The following is a 20,190-nucleotide window of genomic DNA, read 5'->3' on the forward strand; positions in this document are numbered from 1 at the left end:
TTCACCTTCTTGTTAATCTACCCAGTTAAATGTCCATTGTTTTTTGTAGGTCCAATAGCGCAACCATTTTCTCACCCACATTGACCAAACCCGCAACATATTGCGCATTATCTGAGTCTGACAAATGCGGCACCGCTTTAGCTTCATGCTCAGCAATGCTATAGACATCCGAAACAGCATCGACAACGATGCCCATAATTTTACTCGCGTTTTCTAACTTTACTTTTAAAACAATAACAACAGTCAATGGCCCATACTCAATGGCTGGAATACCAAAGCGAAGTCGCAAATCGATAATAGGCACTATGGTGCCGCGCAAATTGATTACCCCTTTAACAAAATCTGGGGAGTTAGGGATTACAGTGATCTCTTCCCAACTGCGAATTTCTTGCACCGTTAAAATATCAACTCCGTACTCTTCTTCAGCCATAAAGAAAGTTAGAAACTGTTTTACATCTTGATTTTGTTCTAAATTAAGCTTGTTATGCAGGTCATCGTGCTGTGCTATCATGATGCCTCCAAATTCGCTTTTGACTCGATGATTAATTCTTGGCTGCCAGGTTTTCTCAGTCCTGACAATTTAATTAAGCCACTAATATCTACAATTAATGAAACTCGACCATCGCCCAAAATTGTTGCCCCTGAGACACCATCTACTTTTTGATAATTAGCCTCTAAACTTTTTATAACGACTTGTTGTTGCGACAATAAGTCATCAACTAACAAGCCCACTTTTTGGTTATCGCTTTCTACAACCACCAGCAAGGTCTTATCCAACGTTTCAATCGCTCCTTGGTGATTAAATATGTTGTACAACCGTAAAATAGGAATGTATTCATCACGTAAGCGCAATACGTCGAGATCTTTCCCAACTCGGCTAACTTTTGTGATATCTATTTGCAGTGACTCGATAATCGAAATCAGTGGAATAATATAAGTGTGCTCGGCAACACGTACTAATTGCCCATCGAGAATTGCTAACGTCAATGGCAAGCGAATTGTGAAGGTTGAACCAACACCTGGGGCAGATGACACTTCAACAGAGCCACTCAGTGCTTCAATATTGCGACGTACAACATCCATACCCACACCACGGCCAGACAAATCACTCACTTGATCTGCGGTGGAAAAGCCAGGTAAAAATATAAGCTCATTAACTTCATTGTCAGATAAATCATCTGATTCTGAGATCAGACCATTTTTAATCGCTTTTTCACGTATTTTGGTAGTATTTAGGCCTTGTCCATCATCCATAATTTCGATAACGATATTGCCACCTTGATGAAACGCATTAAGTGTCACGGTACCAACAGGATCCTTACCTGCCGCAACACGTTTATCTACGGTTTCTAAGCCATGATCAAGAGAGTTTCTTACGAGGTGGACCATAGGATCAGACAGCTTTTCCATCACTGTTTTATCAAGCTCGGTTTGTTCACCAAGTAATTTCAATTCAACCTGTTTATCAAGCTTTTGTGAGATATCTCGAACCAAGCGCGGAAAGCGACTAAATACAAAACTAATCGGTAACATGCGAATACGCATGACGTTTTCTTGTAAATCACGTGTGTTATGTGCCAATTGAGCCAAACCTTCTTGCAACGAGGCGATCGTTGCTTCGGTTATCTCCTGCTCACCAAGCTGGCTTAACATAGCTTGTGTGATAACTAACTCACCCACCATATTGATGAGTGAATCAACTTTGTCGATACCAACCCGTATAGACGTTGACTCTGCATTTGCGGTCGCCGTTTTTACTGGCGCCGCTTTTTTAGCATCAGTACTTGCTTTAGCAATCGGTTCAACTGTGTTGGTGTTCGTTTCCTTTGCCGGCTCACTTGCTGATGATGGCTCTACCTCAGCACCAAACAAACCCCCACACAGTGTAATAGAGATATCGGCATCATCTTCGACCCACTCAAAGATTTCTTCAATACTGCTTTGCTCTTTGTCTGTGGTTAAGAAGAATCGCCAGGCTAAAAAGCAATCTTCTGGTGCGTAATTAGTAATGTCGGGAATACCATCTTGAAAAGCATGTGTTTCAAGCTCACCAAGTTCAGCTAACTCGCTGATCATATAAAGAGGTTCATTACCCGTTTTGAATAAATGATGATGGGGTTTAAAGTCGATTTGGTAAGTATTAAAGCTGCTTTCGGCAACTGTTTCTTCGACTTGTTCCGATGCCTGACTCGCTGCACGCATACCAAGGATTTCTTCAAATTTTATTCGAAGTTCATCCGCTTCCGCTAAATCAGGTTGTTGTTCAGCTTGTAAGGCTCTGAGTAATGCACGTAAACAATCGACTGACTTTAGGAGTAAATTAACATGTTCCGCTGTTAAGTCTCGTGTACCTTCACGTATTTGATCTAACAGAGTTTCTAGGACATGAGTAAAATCTGCAACAGCACTAAAACCAAAAGTACCACTACCTCCTTTAATTGAATGCGCGGCACGGAAAATGGTATTTATAGTTTCCTGATCTTCTTCGCCGGGAACCAAGTTTAATAACTCAGCTTCCATCGCATCAAGTCCTTCAAAGCTTTCTTCGAAGAACACTTCAAAAAATTGGCTTAGATCTATACTCATGCCTCGCTCCTATTGTTAGCGAATCACTTTTTTCAATACCGCTAACAATTGCTCTGGGTTAAAAGGTTTAACAATCCACCCAGTAGCACCCGCTGCTTTACCTTCTGTTTTTTTGTCTAAACCTGACTCAGTGGTGAGCATTAGCAATGGCGTAAACTTATAGTTAGGTAAGCTGCGTAACTCGCGAATCAGTGTAATACCATCCATTACCGGCATGTTAACGTCGGAAATAACAGCATCAAAACCTTGCTGTTTGGCAATACTTAATGCCTCACTGCCATCTTTTGCTTCCGTTACATCAAACCCTGCCTTTTTAAGCGTAAAGCCAACCATTTGGCGCATAGATGCTGAATCATCAACTGCTAAAATTCTTTTCATATAAACCTCTTAATTGGCATTTTCAAGCACAAGATAATGGCCTAAACCCAAACTATTTATTGCCTGCTGCAATGGCTCGCTCTCGCCCACCCATATAATTTTATGATGCACAGAGAGTAAATGTTTTTGTAACGCACATAACAGCTGAACCGACGCCGTGTCAGCCCGAGTAACCTCACTAATATCAAGACAGATATCATCGTTTGCAGATAATTCATGCAGTAAATCTTGATGTAATGACTCGACCTGAGTAATAGCTAATTCTGTAGGGAGCTTTAACATTCTTAATACTTTCCCCGTTCAAAGCAACTCATAACAAAAGCTTAGTCCTAGTTAATGAAAATGCCATAATTTGAATCAAAAAATAGTAAAATTTTTTAGTAGCTTAGACATTTATTGCAAAAAATAAAGCTTTTCTTTCGAGCAAACTTTTACAAAATATTAAAAAAATCAATTTACGTAATAATCTGCAATTTTTCGGAACTCTTCAGTCAATGTCGTGGCGTTGATTAATGGCACACTACCAGCCTTAAACTCAGGCTTAAAAATAGCTCGAACGGCGCCGTTTGCATCAACCATCACCACAGAGGCACTGTGGTCAACGGCATATTCCTGCTCATCACTATCATTAATTGCGTAAATTAAGCCAAGCTCCCTAACAAAGGGGAAAAGTTGCTTATGGGGGCCTGATACAGCAAGAAACTCAGGGTTAAAGTAATCAATATAGGCTTTTCGTTTTTCAGTGGTATCGCGCTTTGGATCAACAGCTACAAACCACACTTGCACTTGGTAATCTTGGCTTAACTGCTTTTGTACTGCTGTTAACTTTGCCAATGTCATTGGGCAAATATCTGGGCAACTGGTGTAGCCTAAAAAGACTAAATTCCAATGTCCCATAAACTGGCTGTTATCAGCGGGCTCACCATGTTGATCGGTTAATAAAAACGGACTAATCGGCTTTGCTTGCTCATACACCAGTGCTTCGACCTCAGGAGCGGTGTTGCTTTTACCACAACCGGTTAAAAACAATACCGCACTCAAACACAAAAAAGCGCCTATTCGAATCATAAAACTAACCATTTATCAATAAATAAGGCGATGAAGAGTAGCATTAAATGGACAATTGAAAAACGAAATAAATCCATTGCGGTGTCATCTTTAGGGGCAATTTTTAGTTTCAGCGCTTTGTAAATAAACACCGTATTCAAGGCACATGCCGCAAGTAAGTAAATTACTCCCGACATTCCAATCAGGTATGGTAATACGCAGACCAAGGCTAACAATATTGAATAAGCTACAACGCAGGTTTTACAAAATTCAATACCATGAGTCACGGGCAGCATTGGAATTTTTGCCCGTTCATAATCGCTTTTTCGAGCAATCGCGAGTGCCCAAAAGTGCGGCGGTGTCCAAGTAAAAATAATCATTACCAACAGCCAAGGCGCTGCTGCCATATGACCTGTTTCAGACACCCAGCCCAATAACGGTGGCATCGCGCCAGCTAAGCCACCAATCACAATATTCTGCGGTGTTGCTCGCTTTAAAAAAGAGGTATAAATAAAGGCATAACCAACCAGTGCAAATAAAGTTAGCACGGCAGTTAATGTATTTGCCCAGACTATGAGCATAGTGAAACCAAGTGAGCCAATTATCGCAGCAAAACTCAGCGCATGCTGCTTACTTAAACGTCCTTTAGCAACAGGGCGATGACGGGTTCGCGCCATTTTGCTATCTATTTCACTATCTACAACATGATTTATCACCGCTGCTGCCGCAGATAACAGGCCAATTCCAAGCAAACTGGCTAATTGAACAAACAACCCTCGCCCCACATCAGGCGCAAGCGCTAAACCGACCCATGCAGTTAAAACGAGCATAGCAACAACTTTAAACTTACTAATGGCAAGATAATCCTTCAATCGCTCTGTTGATTGACTGATTAACGACTTCTCTGTGCTTAATAATATCGCCATAATAGCCTCCTAAGTTCTTGCTTTTAAATGAAAGCACAGACGTACCATGCTCAACAATAACAGTGCAGCCATCAGGTTATGAGCAAGCGCTACACTTAATGGAAAGTGCCAATGCACAACAGCAAGGCCGAGACAGATTTGGCACAATAAGGCGACTAATACTGTTACTGTACAATGCTTAATTTTTCTGGAAAAACTCTGTGAATATATACGCCACATAATAAGCGCTAGCACCACACAAGTGACTAACGCCCAAATGCGATGCAGTAAGTGAATCGACATACGAGCCTGTTGTGACAGCACACCATACTCGTAAGTGCTATGTTCAAGTGGAAGCTGAAACACACTCTTTAACGAAAACGGTTGTCCGTAGCTACATAAAGGTAAGCCATTACAATGAGGAGCTGCATAGTTTGCAGCCAACCAACCGCCTAATGCGATTTGTAAAACCAAAACCACTAAACCAACAAGCGCTAAGCGATAATATGGTCTTGCTCCTGCATCACCTCCTGCAATCGGCTTTGTTGTTAGCCGTAAATAAAGAAGAAAAAGCAAGGATAGAATACTAAAGCCGCCTAGCAAATGCCCCATTACGACCAAGGGTTGTAAATTCATGGTGACTGTCCACATGCCTAATGCAGCCTGGAAAATCACCAGCAGTAATAGCGCTAATGGCAGTTTAACTGGCGTATTTGGATATTGACGTTTTAACCATGCAAAAACAAACAAAGCTAGAATCAGTAGACCAAGGGCACCAGCAAAATAGCGATGGATCATCTCTTTCCAGGCTTTTGCTGCCTCAAACATCATATCAGGGTAGTTTTGTTCAACATGTAACAGAGCAGTTTCATGTTTTGGTACAGTCAAAAACCCATAGCACCCTGGCCAATCAGGACAACCAAGCCCTGCATCACTAAGCCGTGTATAAGCACCGAGCCCAACAACCAAAATAGAAAAGAAAACCGTAATTAAGACTAAATATTTATAATTTTTATACATCTTTATCCCCTTAATGAGGTTTAACTTGAACGCGCATAGTTAAGTAGTTTTTTTAAATCTTTAAGTAAGCCTTTTTGAATAAGTCTGTTTTGTTCGGGCTCAGCCGTATAGGGGTAATGCAAAACCACCAAGCCCATGTGATCAACCAAATATAAGTCTCCCGCTCTGAGCGCTGGACTTACTGCTAATTGACGCCAATTAGCCGATACCTGCTGTTGATTCGTCAGTACCGCCACATCTACTTTTTGCTGATTTTTCCCTAAAGCGACGTATAGGTTGTCTAAACTTGCTAATTGGTTTTCACACACTTCACTGCACTCTTTTGGATAATTGAGCGCAATAGTCCATTGTTTAGGCTCGCCTTGTTGCCAATCAGCTAGTTTCACTTCTTCCCTTAAAAGCTCACCATGATTACTCGAACCACTCGGTAACCACTCAAGCTTTAATGCTGCATAAGCAAGTGCCAGCGGCACAAAGCAGCATAAAACGAATAAACTAAGCGGGTTTATTTTCATAACCTCTCCTTCTCATCGCAAAATAAGCAATAACCACACAAGCCAAGCCAATTAATAACCACTGCACGGCATAGGCGTAATGTTTATCTGGTCCCATCACAACACTCTGATAATGCGGGGTTGCTATACCATCTGCTTCATTGCGATAACCAATAAAGCCTTGTAAGGGCTTTGCTAATTGAGCACTAAAAATTGCTAAATCGATGCCTTGAATGCGCTTGGGCCAGCCTTGCTCTGCACCAATATCATCGGCAAGTGTAAAACCTTGTAAGTTGCCTTGTTTCAATTGCACTGTGGCCGTAAGCCTTGTTGATTCTGGCCACACAACGGTTGGCAACTGGTTACGGTTTGTTGGAGCTTTTAGCCAACCAAAGTTAACGATTAAAGGTGCGGTTTCACCTGCAATTGTCATCGCGCCTAGTAAGTCATAGCCCACTTGCCCCTGATAAATTTGATTATCAAGTAACCAGTACTGCTGTTTATTTACCTCGCCAGAGACCTTGACTTGCAAGCCCGTTTTATTCAGCTCTCTAGGTAAATTTTGCAGCTCTTGCCAGCTCAAAACTCCTTGCTCTTTCGAAACGGCTAACTGGCTTAGTTGCTGCTGTTTTTGCTCGCCTCGCTGGTATTGCCAAACGCTTAGTCGTAAACAAATAAGCACTGCAATAACCACAACGCAAATTGCGATAATTGAGCTAAGCTTTTGTTTACGCCATAAAATTAACTGCATTTGGAATACCTAATATGATTAAAATCATTATTGTTTTGTTATTACTTTATATTCTGTTCAATCTATTTAGAGCGCTGTTTGTGATGATGTCAGCAAAAGAGCACTCGAAACCCATGTCGCATTACTTAGGTCGTCGGGTGCTGTTTTCAGGTATTGTGCTGCTCCTCATTATTGCCGCAATGAAATTGGGCTTTATTTACACCAACCCGTCGCCGCTTCACAAAGCTACAGCACGTACACAAATACAAATAAACACAACCACACCACATCTACAAAGTGCCAATACCAAGCAGCCGCTTGAAATGCAAAATGCTTTTCGCTCGTAAAGTGGCCTTTAAAAATTCTAAGCAGTACGACAAATAAAATAATGGTTCCAAGCGTCACATGCATGCCATGAAAACCCGTTAATAAAAAGAAGGTATTTCCATAAACGCCAGCATCCAGTGTTAAACCTAAATCTTGGTATGCATGCATATATTCATACACTTGCAAACCCAGAAAGATTGCGCCTAATAGCACGGTAAGTGATAAAAATGCTTTTAAAGCACCACGCTTATTGTTTTCCATTGCAACGTGAGCAAAGTGGATAGTGACTGATGAGGTGAGTAGGATGAGCGTATTAATAAGAGGTAGACCTTGCCACCCCATTGCTTGAGTTGTATCACCTGCAGGCGTAGTTAACAACGGCCATACTGCTTCAAACGTTGGCCAGAGTACCTCATTGGTCATGGCATTATTTCCAGCACCACCAAGCCAAGGTACTGAAATCATACGGGCATAAAACAGAGCACCAAAAAATGCCATAAAAAACATAACTTCAGAAAAAATAAACCAGCTCATTCCTTGTCTAAATGAACGATCCATTTGCGCTGAATATAAACCACTGTGTGATTCTTCGATGACGTTTTTAAACCAGCTAAACAGCATGTAACATAGTATCGCAATGCCTAAATACAACACATATTGACCACTGCTAGCTTCTGCGCTTACTTGCATCACTGTCAGGCCTGCCCCGACAGCAATTAAGAACATTGCAATCGCACCAACTATTGGCCATGGGCTCTGGGCCGGAACATAATATTTTTCGTAATTTTGACTCATTTTGTTTGCTCCCAATTAGCAATTAGCTTGGCGGCTTAATCGTTTTTAGCCACAACTTGCCCGCTAATATCAAACACGGTATAGGACAATGTCAGCTCTTCTACATCGTCGGGTAATTCCGTATCAACATAAAACAACAAGGTAAACTCAACTTCTTCGCCCGCTTTTAGTGGTTGTTGATCAAAACAAAAACACGCGATTTTATGTAAGTATTTTGCTGCTTTTCCCGGTGATACAGACGGAATAGCCTGCATCACTTTGTCGTTATTACTGGTGTTTTTTGCTGTAAACTTTACTTCTCGCATCGCTCCTGGTTGAACAACCACACTGTACTGAGCTGATTGCACATCAAAAGGCGCACCACTTTGCGCATGCGTTGTAAAACTCACATCAACTTGACGGTCTATGCTTACCGTTTCACTCTCTTTTGCTTGTTCGAGTGATGGCTTACCATTTAAACCTGTGACATCACAAAACACATCGTAAAGTGGCACCAATGCAAAGGCGAATGCAAACATACCTAAGCATGCTAACAACAGCTTTTTGAGCAAAGGTGCATGGTTCATTATTTGATCTCCGGCGGTGTTTCAAAGGTGTGATACGGTGCGGGCGAATCAACTTCCCACTCTAAACCTTCTGCACCGTCCCATACCTTAGCAGGTGCTTTTTCGCCGCCTCGTGCGCATTTAAAAACAACAAGCACGAACAGTAGCTGTGATAAACCGAAGGCAAAACCACCAATACTGATAATGGCGTTAAAGTCAGCAAATTGAAGAGCGTAATCAGGAATACGGCGCGGCATACCCGCAAGGCCAACAAAGTGCATAGGGAAGAACAACACGTTGACACTGATCAGCGATAGCCAGAAATGCCATTTCGCAAGTGTTTCGTTGTACATGTTGCCAGTCCATTTAGGTAGCCAGTAGTAGGCTCCTGCCATAATTGAGAACACAGCCCCTGTCACTAATACATAATGGAAATGCGCAACCACAAAGTAAGTATCGTGATACTGGAAATCTGCCGGTGTAATCGCCAGCATCAAGCCAGAGAACCCACCTAAGGTGAACAGCACAATAAAGGCAATGGCAAACATCATCGGAATTTCAAAGCTAATTGAGCCTCGCCACATGGTTGCAACCCAGTTAAACACTTTAACCCCAGTTGGTACCGAAATGAGCATGGTTGCATACATGAAGAACAGCTCACCGGCTACAGGCATCCCTGTGGTGAACATGTGGTGTGCCCATACAATAAAGCTCAAAAGTGCAATCGACGAGGTCGCATACACCATAGAAGCGTAGCCAAATAACTTCTTGCGTGAGAAGGTCGGCACGATGGTTGAAATAATACCAAATGCCGGCAAAATCATGATGTACACTTCAGGGTGACCGAAAAACCAAAAGATGTGCTGGAACATCACAGGGTCACCGCCCCCCGCCGCATCAAAAAAGCTGGTTGCAAAGTATTTATCGGTCAACACCATAGTGACCGCCCCTGCTAAAACAGGCATCACAGCAATCAACAAAAATGCCGTAATAAGCCAAGTCCACACAAACAGTGGTAACTTCATCCATGTCATGCCGGGCGCTCGCATATTAACGATAGTCACAATAACGTTAATCGCCCCCATGATTGAACTAATACCCATGATATGTATAGCAAACACAAACAAGGCTGTATTATCGTTACTATAGGTCGTTGAAAGTGGCGCATAAAAAGTCCAACCAAATGCAGGGCCACCACCCGGCATAAGTAACGAAGCCAACAAGATTAAAAACGCGAATGGTAATATCCAAAAACTCCAGTTATTCATCCGTGGTAGCGCCATATCGGGTGCACCGATCATCATAGGCACCATCCAGTTAGCAAGCCCTGTAAATGCCGGCATTACCGCACCAAATACCATTATCAAACCATGCACTGTGGTCATTTGGTTAAAAAAGTGTGGATCGACTAGTTGTAAACCAGGTTGAAACAATTCAGCGCGGATCACCATTGCCATCGCGCCACCAATTAAAAACATAGTGAGCGAAAATATCAGGTATAAACTGCCAATATCTTTATGATTGGTGGTGTAAAGCCAACGTTTGAAACCTTTTGCAGGATGATGGTCATGATGCGCATGCTCAGTGGCTTGTTCATTAATAACGTTGCTCATTCTTTCGCCTCCGTTGCTGCATCGATAGCTGCTTGAATTTGACTTGGTTGAATCACATCGCCTGTGTCGTTACCCCATGCATTTCGCTTATATGTGATAACCGCAGCAAGTTGCTTAATTGAAAGCTGTTTATCAAATGCTTGCATCGCTGTACCCGGCTTACCATGTAATACGATGTCGATGTGGTCTTTTACATCTCCAAGCACAATTGGACTCCCCTTAAGAGCAGGAAACACTCCCGGCAAGCCCATTCCTGTAGGCTGATGACAAGCCGCACAACTTGCCATATAAACTTGCTCCCCAAGAACCATTAATTCTTCTTTCGGTAGTGTTTGATCTAATAAAGCCGCATCAGCTGCTGCAGCATTGGCCTTTTCTTGCTTAGCTTCTGCTAGCCAGTTAGCAAATTCGTCTTCAGGCAACGCTTGCACAACAACAGGCATGAAACCATGATCTTTACCACACAACTCAGCACACTGACCCCGGTAGATGCCTGGCTCATTTATGCGTGTCCATGCCTCATTGATAAAGCCCGGGTTCGCATCTTTTTTAACCGCAAAGTCAGGCACCCACCATGAGTGAATAACATCATCTGAGGTCATTAGAAAACGAACTTTTTTATTGATAGGAAGTACTAAAGGCTTATCAACCTCAAGTAAGTAATGTTCTGTTTTGTCAGCTTGGTTATCTATTTGGTCTTTTGGAGTAGATAGAATTGAGTAATAAGCAATGTCTTCGCCCATGTACTCGTAATGCCATTTCCACTGTGAGCCCGTTACTTTAATTGTAATATCGGCTTTAGAAGCATCTTCCATCGCTATCAGTGTTTTTGTAGCTGGAATTGCCATGGCGATTAAGATCACAAATGGTATGGCAGTCCAAAGAATTTCAACCTTGGTACTTTCGTGGAATTGTGCAGGCTTGGCTCCTTTCGACTTTCGATGGTGGATCAAAGCCCAAAACATCACCGCAAAAACGATGATGCCTATCACACAACAGATAATGAATATCGTCATGTGTAATTCATAAACACTATTACTTATATCAGTCACCCCTTTGCGCATATTAAATTGGCTATTTGCCAATGCTAACTGCACAGGTGCGAGTAATATAAGCCACAAGGCATAACGCAGTTTACCCATGTGACGGCTCCTTTTAATGCTATTGCAAGACGCAAAGCGAAAAGGCGATACAACAAGGTGCCCATTCGTTTTTTTTATTGTTCAGAGCGACTACGTATCATTTTGACCCAGCGATGATACCAACCCTATGTTTAACACCTAGCACATTTGAGTGTATTTTTATTAATCAGGTGTTAATACACTGTATTAACCAATTAGTTAAAAAATGAGCAATAAGCAAGTTTTAGTAGTAATAAATGTTTATTTTGGTGCAAAAATAACAACTATAATCAGCGCGTTATTTTAAAATGAGAGGCAGAGTGAGAGTAAAAAAAGAGTGAAAAACTGCGCCATATAAGGCTTTATACAAAGAGTAAGGGTTTACAAATCGATGCTAAATAATAAAAAACAAGCAACGCACCAAATTACAGCAATTTGGTGCACTATTTTAGAAACAGTTACATCCAGTCGGCATTACGAATAACACCCACCGCTAACCCTTCAATATTGAAAGATTCATGCTCAAGATCAACTTCAATTGGCGAAAATTCTTCGTTTTCAGCATGTAAAAATACTTTACGCCCAGCTTTTTCAAGACGCTTAACAGTTACATCTTCATCAACACGAGCAACAACAACCTGACCATTTTCAGCAACTTGCGTTCTATGTACTGCGAGTAAATCACCATCCATGATGCCAATGTCTTTCATACTCATACCATTTACACGCAGTAAAAAGTCAGCCGCAGGTTTAAATAGTGAAGGATCAACCTGACAATGACTTTCAACATGTTCTTGCGCCAAAATGGGCTCACCCGCTGCAACTCGTCCAATTAAAGGTAAACCTAATTGCTCAGGTTCGTCTTCTTCAATTAATTGAATACCACGACTCGCCCCAGGCTTCATTTTGATCATGCCTTTTTTTGCCAGTGCTTTTAGATGCTCTTCGGCAGCATTGGCACTTTTAAAACCCAATGTTTGAGCTATTTCAGCACGCGTAGGTGGCATGCCTGTATCTTTAATAAAGACTTTAATTAGTTCTAAAATTTGCGATTGGCGTTTTGTTAATGGGCGCATACAACTGGTTTTCCATACAGTACATTTAACTGTGAGTATATACAGTTATCTGAAAATCGCAAATTTAAATTAACGCCATCATATTGCTACAAAACTAAGATTGAACCAGGTATAAAGATGCCATAAGGTATTATTTTTAATTTGCACGCAAGGAAATACAATGAGTATTTGGCATCAACCAATCACACTAGAGCTTTGTAAAAGTTTAGAGCAAGGGATCACCGGGCAAGGTACTTTAATGAAAACCATGGGCATTGAGGTGACTGAAATTGGTGATGATTATTTAGTGGCGACTATGCCTGCCATTCCTGAGCATCATAACCCTATGGGCATGGTACATGGCGGAGCGAACGTTGTGTTAGCAGAGACAGTGGCAAGCTATGCGGCTAACTTTGTGGTTGATTTCAATAAATTTTATGCTGTTGGCCAAGAAATTAATGCCAACCACATGAAAGCATCTCGTAAGGGTGTATTAACGGCCACAGCAAAGCCTCTTCATTTAGGTAAGCGCACTTCAGTGTGGGATATTAAAATTACCAATGCCGCAGGAGAGCTTTGCTGCGTATCAAGAATGACAGCAGCTGTTGTAGAGCGCTAAGCTCAGGCTATTTTTCGACTGGATAAATCGTAATTTCAACCCCTGCGCCAATCGCTGAAATACGCAACAAAGTATCAGCATGCAGGGCTTGATTAAAACATTTTGGTGAAACGCCTGATTCAAAGCCAATATCAAATGTACGTTTAGAGCACGACAACCACTGCTTAAGAGCATTTCGTGAACACGATTCAATTAATTCACACAACTGATTAATCGCTTTGTCTGGTGTACTGATATCAGCAGCAGCCTCAATACGCGCTAGTTGACGGTATTCATCTTGGTCGTAATGTAAAACCATGGCATTTTTCTTTAAATCAGCAACAAGTGCACTAATATCGTGCTTTGATTCAAGCTCCAGATCCACATTTAAAAATTGAATTTCCGACATACTCTCGTTTTTACCCTCTATTGATATCGACTGAAACTTTAACTCAGTTTTGTATATATACCAAATCTAGAATACAGTTAATGCGACATTATGCCGCATTGGCAATACAGTTAAACAACCTAAAATAGCTCCCATACAACAATAATAACGGAGTAATGATGAATAAACGCATGTTCAAATATGCTCGCAAAGGGCATAAATGGCTTGGCTATCTGCTAGCCATTCAGCTACTTCTATGGCTATCGGGAGGCTTAGTAATGAGTTCACTCCCCCTCGAAAAAGTCCATGGTAAACATTTAGCAAAACGCAGTTTAGATAATCCATTTATGATGGCTGATTACACAGCATCAGTTGATCGGATAACCGCCCAATTTCAACAAATAAAAGCGATTAACTATAGTCACTTTTTAAATGCACCAATCATTGAAGTTACTACTGAGCAAAGCACTGTCAGCTTTAATGGTCATACTGGAGCTCCCATGGCAAAACCCAGTGAGGCTGAAATTATCGCGAACGCCAAAGCACACTTACTGATTGATGCCAATGTTTTGCAAGTACAGCAATTAAAACAAGGACCCCGCGAAGCTGCACATAAACAAAACATATGGCAAGTTCGTTTCGATGATTGGCTTGCGACAACCATATATTTAGACAGCCAAAACGGTAAAGTCATCACTGTGCGCAGCACCCTGTGGCGTATTTTCGACTTTTTCTGGATGCTGCATATTATGGATTACGACGAGCGAGAAAACTTTAATAACCCACTGCTTATCAGCTTCTCAGCCACCAGCGTGCTGTTTTGTATTACCGGAATTGTTTTGTTACTGCAAAACGTTCGTATAAAGCGTAAAAAACCAGCTACACGTGTTGGTCTATCAAAATAGGGTTGCCATCTGGGTCGGTGATAATAAAGCTCGCTTCACCGGCCTTTTGAATTGCTAAACCTTGCTGCTGAAAATGCAGAGCTAATTGCTCAAAAGTAGCAAACTCAGCCAACGTTTTAGCATTTTGATCCCAACCGGGGTTAAAGGTCAGCATGGTTTTATCAAACATTCCTTGAAACAAACCAATTAAATGTTCACCGTTTTTCATAATTAGCCAATGCTGCTCTATTTCGCCGGCAAACTCTTTAAAACCCAGCTTTTCATAAAACAGCTTAGAGGCATGGATATCTTTTACATTTAAACTCACAGAAAAAGCACCTAGTAACATAGTAGTAATTCCTTTAATAAAAACGGCCTAACAACTATAGCTGAGTTGAAAAACTTTTCCTTTTAGAATAGTCACTCTAAAATGAGCTTTCCTGTAGTTCACTGATGTGATGGATATGCGTTTATTTCTCTACTTTACCCTTTGTTTAATAATCAATTTCTCTGTAAATGCAGAGCAATTTTCAAGCTTTTCTAGTGCCAAAAAGCACTTAATAAAAACCCTACCAGACAATAGTAAAAGCCTTTACTGTGGATGTGACATAAAACGCCAAGGTAAGAAACTTGTCCCAGATCCTAGTGGATGTGGCTATATACCTCGAAATGCAATGACACGTTCAGGCAAAGAAAATGTTCGCGCAAAACGAATTGAGTGGGAGCACATAGTACCTGCGTGGGAATTCGGCCATCAGTTACAATGTTGGCAAAACGGCGGACGCAAAAATTGCCGAAAAGTCAGCGAAAAGTTCCGTAAAATGGAAGCTGATATCAATAATCTGGCACCTGCAATAGGTGAAATCAACGCTGATCGCTCTAATTTTCGCTATGGAATGGTCACATCCCATAGTCCTAAATACGGTGCTTGTCCTATTAAAATAGATTTTAAGCAACGGGTGTTTGAGCCTCCTATTTATGCACGAAAACGTATCGCTGATGCCTATTTCTACATGCAGCAAACCTACGGATTAAAAATTTCTGATAAACAACGACAGCTATTCGAGGCATGGCAACGACTTGAAGTGGCTCAAGTAAATGACCGTAAAGCACTCTAGTTTAGAGCAATAATGTTCATAAAAAAGGGGCGGCTATCTATTGCTATGGACTATAGTTATTGATACGTTTTAAGCAAATATTTACAGGAAAGTAATTCATATGTTTAATTGTAATAAACTTGCTCTAGCGGTGTTTTTGGCAGTGTCTGGCTTCTCATTAACAGGATGCGGAGGAGGAAGTGGCTCGTCTGATAGTACAACTAATCCGCCACCGCCAACAACTTCTGAGCCATCTTGGACGGCAGGAGTTTTCGCCCCATCAAGTGAATTTAAAAACCAATGTGCGGTTCCTCGAACAGGCAATGACCCTTACAATAATAATAGACCTTACCCAGATACTGCTGGCAGTGAGTTTACAGAAAAAATGTGGTTACGTTCATGGAGTGATGAAACTTACCTTTGGTACGATGAGATTGAAGATAACGACCCAGACAACTTCAACTCTGTCGCCGCTTATTTTGCGCAATTAAAAACATATCAAACAACTGACTCAGGGGCATATAAAGATAACTTCCACTTCAGTCGCCCAACCGAAGAGTACTATAAAGAAGCACAATCAGGCGTGGTTTCTGGCTACGGTATTAACTGGGCATTTTTAAGCAATGTCCCCCCTCGTGAATTACGTATTGCTTATTTAGAAGATGATTCACCAGCTAAAAATGTCGGATTACAGCGCGGTGATACTATTTTAATGGTCGACGGCGTTAGTATTAACACTAATACCCAAGAAGGCGTAGATATTTTAAATGAAGCGCTTTTTGGACCAACAGCGGGTGATTCGCATAACTTTGTTGTGCGCAGTAACGATGGCAGTGAAAAATCATTCACACTTGTAGCGGGCAATATCGCGCAAACACCTGTTCAGAATGTTAATACCATCACTACCGCCAATGGTACAAAAGTCGGCTATATGCAATTTAATAGTTTTATTAGTATTGCTCAACCAGAGCTAATAAGCGCTGTTAATAAGTTTAAAAGCGATAACATTGACGAGCTAGTAATTGACTTTAGGTATAATGGTGGCGGCTTATTAGCGTTATCATCTCAGCTAGCTTATATGGTTGCCGGCCCAGCTAATACTGATGACTATTACTACTATCAAACCATCAAAAACGACAAGCAACCACAAGAGGCTCCTTACCCATTTATTGACCGTGAAATAGATTACTCTACATTTCAAACAACCAATAGCCGACTTCCTGATCTCAACTTATCTAAAGTATATGTACTAAGTACAGCAGGAACTTGTTCTGCGTCAGAAGCGTTTATAAATGGTTTAAAAGGTATAGATGCAGAAGTCATACTTATTGGTGATACGACCTGCGGCAAGCCTTATGGCTTTACACCCACTCATAATTGCGCCACCACTTACTACACTATCCAATTCTCTGGAGCTAATGATAAAGGCTTTGGGGAATATGCTGACGGTTTTAAACCAACTCCTTCACCTCAGTTTGATGCAGATGTTAAAGGCTGTGTAGTTGCTGATGATTTTGATAACAAACTAGGTGATACACAAGAACGCTTATTTTCAACAGCAATACATCATATTGAGAATGGCAGCTGTCCAATTGTTGTACAAACAAATAGCATCAAACAACCAAGCTATGCCTCTCAAGCAGAACAAGCCAGTGGAATCCCACTTTCTTATAAACAACCGCTTTATAAGGAAAACATGGACTTAACACGTCCATCACCGGCTAAGGACGACAACAATGAACAATAAAGCACTTTTCACTTGCGCACTATTAGTGAGTTTAACGGGCTGTAAAAGCACCCAAGCAGAGGAGCCACAAAACGCCACGTTAACGCGCGTAAATCCTGGCGTAATCACTGAAATACAACAAGCGATTCAATCAGCTAAAGGGGGCCCATTGGTTACTTTAGCTGATAACGTGTTTACTAAAAGTGCTGAACTATTGATAGATCATGGAACAAATAAAGGGCCTGATGGCTTGCCAATTATGGGCGCTCATTCAATTCCTTCTGAGAAGTTTGTGTTGCAAAAGGCGGGCGAGCAATGTCAGCTTTACTACCCCAAAAAAGAGCTCCGAGTACCACTACCGAATGTAGAATGTGAAGCAGAATAGACAATAAAGGCGCAGTAACACACTGCGCCTTTCGTTGTTTTATAACTGTTGATGGGGGCCAAACACCTCATAATGAATTCGCTCACTTGCAACCCCTAAACTAAGTAGCTGCTCTTTTATCATTGCCATAAATGCGATTGGACCACACAGGTAAAAATCACCTTTACTAATTGGTAAGCTGGCAGCAATGTGATTTACATCCATCAAACCCGCAAAATCTCCCCCCTTGCCATCTTTAAACCAAGTAACACAATGTAATGAAGCGTGCGCTTGCTGTTGTTTTAATAAATACTCTTTAAAGGCAAACTGCGTCTCACTGTCACAAGCATGCAGGTAATGAATTGGCTGGTTATGTTGATTACTTAATAATGTCTCGAGCATGGCCATCATTGGGGTTTGACCAACACCTGCCGAAACCAACACGACAGGAAAATCAATTTCGCGAAGCACAAAGTCTCCAGCAGGTGGGTAAATCTCTACCTCATCTCCCTCTGCTAAGCTATGTAAGTAATTAGATACTAAGCCTTCTTTTTTCACGCTAATTCGATAATTTCGACCGTTACTTTGTTGCGACAATGAGTATTGCCTAACTTGAGTTAAGTCGCTGTTTACTGGCGAAACTTTTATCCCTAAATATTGGCCCGGTAAATACGCCACAACAGGTTTTGCATCGACAGGTGTTAATGTAAAACTACATATTTGCGCTGATTCCATCCGTTTTTCTGTAATGGTGAAAGTACGGGTACCAAACCAGCCTCCCGCCGCCTTTTTGGTCGTTTGGTATAACGCCATCTCTTCGGTGATACATACATCCGCTAATAAAGAATAAGCTTCACGCCATGCGTACTCGACCTCAGGGGTAAATTGCTCAGGCAGCAACTCTTTTAAAGTCGCAATCAAATGCCCACCAACAATAGGGTAATGCTCTGGCAAAATATGATAGCTGGTGTGTTTGTGATTAATGCGCGCAAGCGCTCCTTTTAACACTGCCAAGTTATCAATATTTGCAGCATAGGCCGCCAAAGCATTAAACAACGCGAATTGCTGAGTGCCCGATTGCTGATGTGTCATATTAAAAATATTTTTAAGCTCTGGGTTGTAGCTAAACATACGATCATAAAAATACTCAGTCACTTGAGGTCCTGCTTGTGCAAGCAAAGGCAAAGTACTTTTAACAATCTGGATCGTTTTTTCAGATAACATAGTTTTTCCTATTGGAGAGATTAACCGCGGCGACCATCAACACGACGATTGACTAAAATGGGCGCACAATGAAATAAAAATAAGCTAAAGCCAGCAATCCAAAGCAACGCACTTAACTGCCATGCAAGGTGATGACCTAAATAAACGGGAAGTAACGAACGTACAATGGCAGCTAACGCAATGAGTAAAAATGCCAAACTAATAAACGCAGGGGCTTGTAATGCACGCCCTGTATGACCGTGAGAGACACGAACCATCATGGCGATGATCATCACACCTATGGTGCCAACAGTGATCAGATGAAGCGCATCTTTGAATAAGATAATAGGGCTGCAATAACTCAGCGCGATGAGTATTAAACCAACCGATAAAGCCCAATAAGCCACGTGTAATGACCATAGCAAAGGTACTTTTAAAATCCCTTTATGCCACCACAAAACACACCGAGCCCCATGTAAACAAGCAAGCCAAGCAAAGATCCAACCAGTACTCATTGCACTAAAAAATAGCTGACTCATAAAGAACCACGCAATGGCGAAAAATGAGCTAACAACGACTAATTTATCGAGTTTGGGGGTGCTAACTTGTTCACTTAAGTTAAGACCGCGTGCGGTAAAAAATGGCACAACTCGCCCAGCCACAACGCCAACTAGCAGTGTCATGATAAGTACAGCGGTATCAACAACCCCCAGTGCCAGCGACATTTTATTAAGTACAACTAAGCTCAAAAAAATCACATTGAGCGCACAGAGCAAAGATGCGATGACAACAAATAAGTAGTTATGGCTGCTTTTTGCCTGTATCAGCATGTCAGCTAAGATAATAATTCCAGCTAGCCACCAAACGAGTTGTAGCGCACTAACAATATAAAGGTTTAGCTGCTCGACCCCTGCAATCTCAATAAAAAAACTAAGCCTTGCAGCAAGCCAAATCATGCTAAGCAAACAAAGCTTAATACCACTTACACTCGCCACACCTGTCCATGTTTGTGCGGCGGTTAGCAAAAAGCCCATGGCAACCACGCCTGCAAAGCCAAACAGCATTTCATGAGCATGCCAAAGCGTTGCGGGCATTGTTAGGTGCCACTGTGCATAGCCCGCCAAAATTAAAAACCAGTAACTCATAGCAAATACAGCTAAGGCACCTGCCGCCAAGAAAAAAGGCCGAAATGCTAATGCCCATAACGGCCACTGGCTGAGTTGATAAAATTTGATCTTAGTTGGCATAGGTTCAGTTAAATTAATGACTTTCATTCGTGCTCTCAGCGTTTAATTTCCCTAGCTATTGCACAGT

24 protein-coding genes are annotated in these 20,190 nt (G+C 41.6%); 6 read left to right on the forward strand and 18 right to left on the reverse strand.

Annotated elements, in window-relative coordinates; translation table 11 throughout:
• Nucleotides 1-25: 25 nt before the first annotated feature.
• The 9 genes from NH454_RS14410 to NH454_RS14450 all read right to left on the reverse strand — a co-directional run bounded on the left by NH454_RS14410 (nt 26) and on the right by NH454_RS14450 (nt 7,181).
• Nucleotides 26-511 (reverse strand): chemotaxis protein CheW, encoded by a 486-nt coding sequence (locus NH454_RS14410; protein WP_135922900.1) that lies wholly within the window; start codon nt 509-511, stop codon nt 26-28.
• The gene (locus tag NH454_RS14415; RefSeq protein WP_235382587.1) at nt 508-2,586 is read right to left on the reverse strand and encodes a chemotaxis protein CheA; all 2,079 of its coding nucleotides are present in this window, start codon (nt 2,584-2,586) and stop codon (nt 508-510) included. Before NH454_RS14415 ends, NH454_RS14410 begins: the two co-directional genes overlap by 4 nt.
• Before the next feature lie 15 nt (nt 2,587-2,601).
• Nucleotides 2,602-2,964 carry a response regulator gene (locus NH454_RS14420; protein ID WP_135922902.1) on the reverse strand — a complete coding sequence of 121 codons (363 nt, stop codon included), beginning with the start codon at nt 2,962-2,964 and terminating at the stop codon, nt 2,602-2,604.
• 9 nt (nt 2,965-2,973) lie between these two features.
• Nucleotides 2,974-3,246: an STAS domain-containing protein gene (locus NH454_RS14425; RefSeq protein ID WP_135922903.1), complete on the reverse strand. Its 273-nt coding sequence runs from the start codon at nt 3,244-3,246 to the stop codon at nt 2,974-2,976.
• Nucleotides 3,247-3,414: 168 nt separating this feature from the next.
• Nucleotides 3,415-4,032, reverse strand: a complete 618-nt coding sequence (locus tag NH454_RS14430; protein WP_235382588.1) for an SCO family protein — start codon at nt 4,030-4,032, stop codon at nt 3,415-3,417.
• Entirely contained in the window at nt 4,029-4,937 is a 909-nt protein-coding gene (cyoE, locus tag NH454_RS14435) for a heme o synthase (protein ID WP_253039420.1), read from the reverse strand. The genes NH454_RS14430 and cyoE overlap by 4 nt, the downstream gene beginning before the upstream one ends.
• Before the next feature lie 9 nt (nt 4,938-4,946).
• Nucleotides 4,947-5,936, reverse strand: a complete 990-nt coding sequence (locus NH454_RS14440) for a COX15/CtaA family protein (RefSeq protein WP_135922906.1) — start codon at nt 5,934-5,936, stop codon at nt 4,947-4,949.
• 20 nt (nt 5,937-5,956) lie between these two features.
• Entirely contained in the window at nt 5,957-6,451 is a 495-nt protein-coding gene (locus NH454_RS14445) for a transmembrane cytochrome oxidase associated protein (protein WP_253039421.1), read from the reverse strand.
• The gene (locus tag NH454_RS14450) at nt 6,432-7,181 is read right to left on the reverse strand and encodes an SURF1 family protein (protein WP_253039422.1); all 750 of its coding nucleotides are present in this window, start codon (nt 7,179-7,181) and stop codon (nt 6,432-6,434) included. The genes NH454_RS14445 and NH454_RS14450 overlap by 20 nt, the downstream gene beginning before the upstream one ends.
• A 14-nt stretch (nt 7,182-7,195) precedes the next feature.
• On the opposite strand from NH454_RS14450, the gene NH454_RS22445 reads away from it, so the two are divergent.
• Entirely contained in the window at nt 7,196-7,507 is a 312-nt protein-coding gene (locus NH454_RS22445) for a DUF2909 domain-containing protein (RefSeq protein ID WP_366030945.1), read from the forward strand.
• On the opposite strand, the gene NH454_RS14460 is transcribed toward NH454_RS22445, so the two are convergent.
• The 5 genes from NH454_RS14460 to lexA all read right to left on the reverse strand — a co-directional run bounded on the left by NH454_RS14460 (nt 7,407) and on the right by lexA (nt 12,637).
• Nucleotides 7,407-8,282: a cytochrome c oxidase subunit 3 gene (locus NH454_RS14460; protein WP_135922910.1), complete on the reverse strand. Its 876-nt coding sequence runs from the start codon at nt 8,280-8,282 to the stop codon at nt 7,407-7,409. The two genes, NH454_RS22445 and NH454_RS14460, sit on opposite strands and share 101 nt — an antisense overlap.
• A gap of 35 nt (nt 8,283-8,317) precedes the next feature.
• Complete coding sequence (locus tag NH454_RS14465; RefSeq protein WP_235382589.1) at nt 8,318-8,848, reverse strand: cytochrome c oxidase assembly protein; 531 nt, start codon at nt 8,846-8,848, stop codon at nt 8,318-8,320.
• On the reverse strand, nt 8,848-10,440 hold the full coding sequence (gene ctaD, locus NH454_RS14470) for a cytochrome c oxidase subunit I (protein WP_135922912.1): 1,593 nt from the start codon (nt 10,438-10,440) through the stop codon (nt 8,848-8,850). Before ctaD ends, NH454_RS14465 begins: the two co-directional genes overlap by 1 nt.
• Nucleotides 10,437-11,582 (reverse strand): cytochrome c oxidase subunit II, encoded by a 1,146-nt coding sequence (gene coxB, locus NH454_RS14475; protein WP_253039423.1) that lies wholly within the window; start codon nt 11,580-11,582, stop codon nt 10,437-10,439. Before coxB ends, ctaD begins: the two co-directional genes overlap by 4 nt.
• A 437-nt stretch (nt 11,583-12,019) precedes the next feature.
• Nucleotides 12,020-12,637, reverse strand: coding sequence for a transcriptional repressor LexA (gene lexA, locus NH454_RS14480; RefSeq protein WP_063702469.1), 618 nt, complete (start codon nt 12,635-12,637; stop codon nt 12,020-12,022).
• Between the two features lie 160 nt (nt 12,638-12,797).
• Between lexA and NH454_RS14485 the strand changes: the two genes are divergently transcribed.
• On the forward strand, nt 12,798-13,235 hold the full coding sequence (locus NH454_RS14485) for a PaaI family thioesterase (RefSeq protein WP_135922914.1): 438 nt from the start codon (nt 12,798-12,800) through the stop codon (nt 13,233-13,235).
• A 7-nt stretch (nt 13,236-13,242) separates the two neighbouring features.
• Here NH454_RS14485 and NH454_RS14490 read toward each other — a convergent pair whose 3' ends face one another.
• Nucleotides 13,243-13,623 carry a hypothetical protein gene (locus tag NH454_RS14490; protein ID WP_135922915.1) on the reverse strand — a complete coding sequence of 127 codons (381 nt, stop codon included), beginning with the start codon at nt 13,621-13,623 and terminating at the stop codon, nt 13,243-13,245.
• A gap of 158 nt (nt 13,624-13,781) precedes the next feature.
• Between NH454_RS14490 and NH454_RS14495 the strand changes: the two genes are divergently transcribed.
• A complete protein-coding gene (locus NH454_RS14495; protein ID WP_235382602.1) occupies nt 13,782-14,507 on the forward strand; it encodes a hypothetical protein in 726 nt (241 codons plus the stop codon).
• On the opposite strand, the gene NH454_RS14500 is transcribed toward NH454_RS14495, so the two are convergent.
• Nucleotides 14,482-14,835 carry a VOC family protein gene (locus tag NH454_RS14500; protein ID WP_135922917.1) on the reverse strand — a complete coding sequence of 118 codons (354 nt, stop codon included), beginning with the start codon at nt 14,833-14,835 and terminating at the stop codon, nt 14,482-14,484. The genes NH454_RS14495 and NH454_RS14500 overlap by 26 nt on opposite strands.
• A gap of 115 nt (nt 14,836-14,950) precedes the next feature.
• Here NH454_RS14500 and NH454_RS14505 point away from each other — a divergent pair, with 115 nt between their 5' ends.
• The 3 genes from NH454_RS14505 to NH454_RS14515 all read left to right on the forward strand — a co-directional run bounded on the left by NH454_RS14505 (nt 14,951) and on the right by NH454_RS14515 (nt 17,694).
• The gene (locus NH454_RS14505; RefSeq protein ID WP_199527100.1) at nt 14,951-15,604 is read left to right on the forward strand and encodes an endonuclease; all 654 of its coding nucleotides are present in this window, start codon (nt 14,951-14,953) and stop codon (nt 15,602-15,604) included.
• A gap of 100 nt (nt 15,605-15,704) precedes the next feature.
• On the forward strand, nt 15,705-17,330 hold the full coding sequence (locus tag NH454_RS14510; RefSeq protein WP_138558518.1) for a S41 family peptidase: 1,626 nt from the start codon (nt 15,705-15,707) through the stop codon (nt 17,328-17,330).
• Nucleotides 17,320-17,694, forward strand: coding sequence for a hypothetical protein (locus NH454_RS14515; protein ID WP_253039424.1), 375 nt, complete (start codon nt 17,320-17,322; stop codon nt 17,692-17,694). Before NH454_RS14510 ends, NH454_RS14515 begins: the two co-directional genes overlap by 11 nt.
• Before the next feature lie 39 nt (nt 17,695-17,733).
• Here NH454_RS14515 and hmpA read toward each other — a convergent pair whose 3' ends face one another.
• Complete coding sequence (hmpA, locus tag NH454_RS14520) at nt 17,734-18,897, reverse strand: NO-inducible flavohemoprotein (RefSeq protein ID WP_253039425.1); 1,164 nt, start codon at nt 18,895-18,897, stop codon at nt 17,734-17,736.
• Between the two features lie 20 nt (nt 18,898-18,917).
• The gene (locus NH454_RS14525) at nt 18,918-20,150 is read right to left on the reverse strand and encodes an NnrS family protein (protein ID WP_253039426.1); all 1,233 of its coding nucleotides are present in this window, start codon (nt 20,148-20,150) and stop codon (nt 18,918-18,920) included.
• Nucleotides 20,151-20,190 lie beyond the last annotated feature (40 nt).

Source organism: Pseudoalteromonas sp. Ps84H-4 (assembly GCF_024124645.1).
GTDB classification, from domain to species: Bacteria; Pseudomonadota; Gammaproteobacteria; order Enterobacterales; family Alteromonadaceae; genus Pseudoalteromonas; species Pseudoalteromonas lipolytica_C.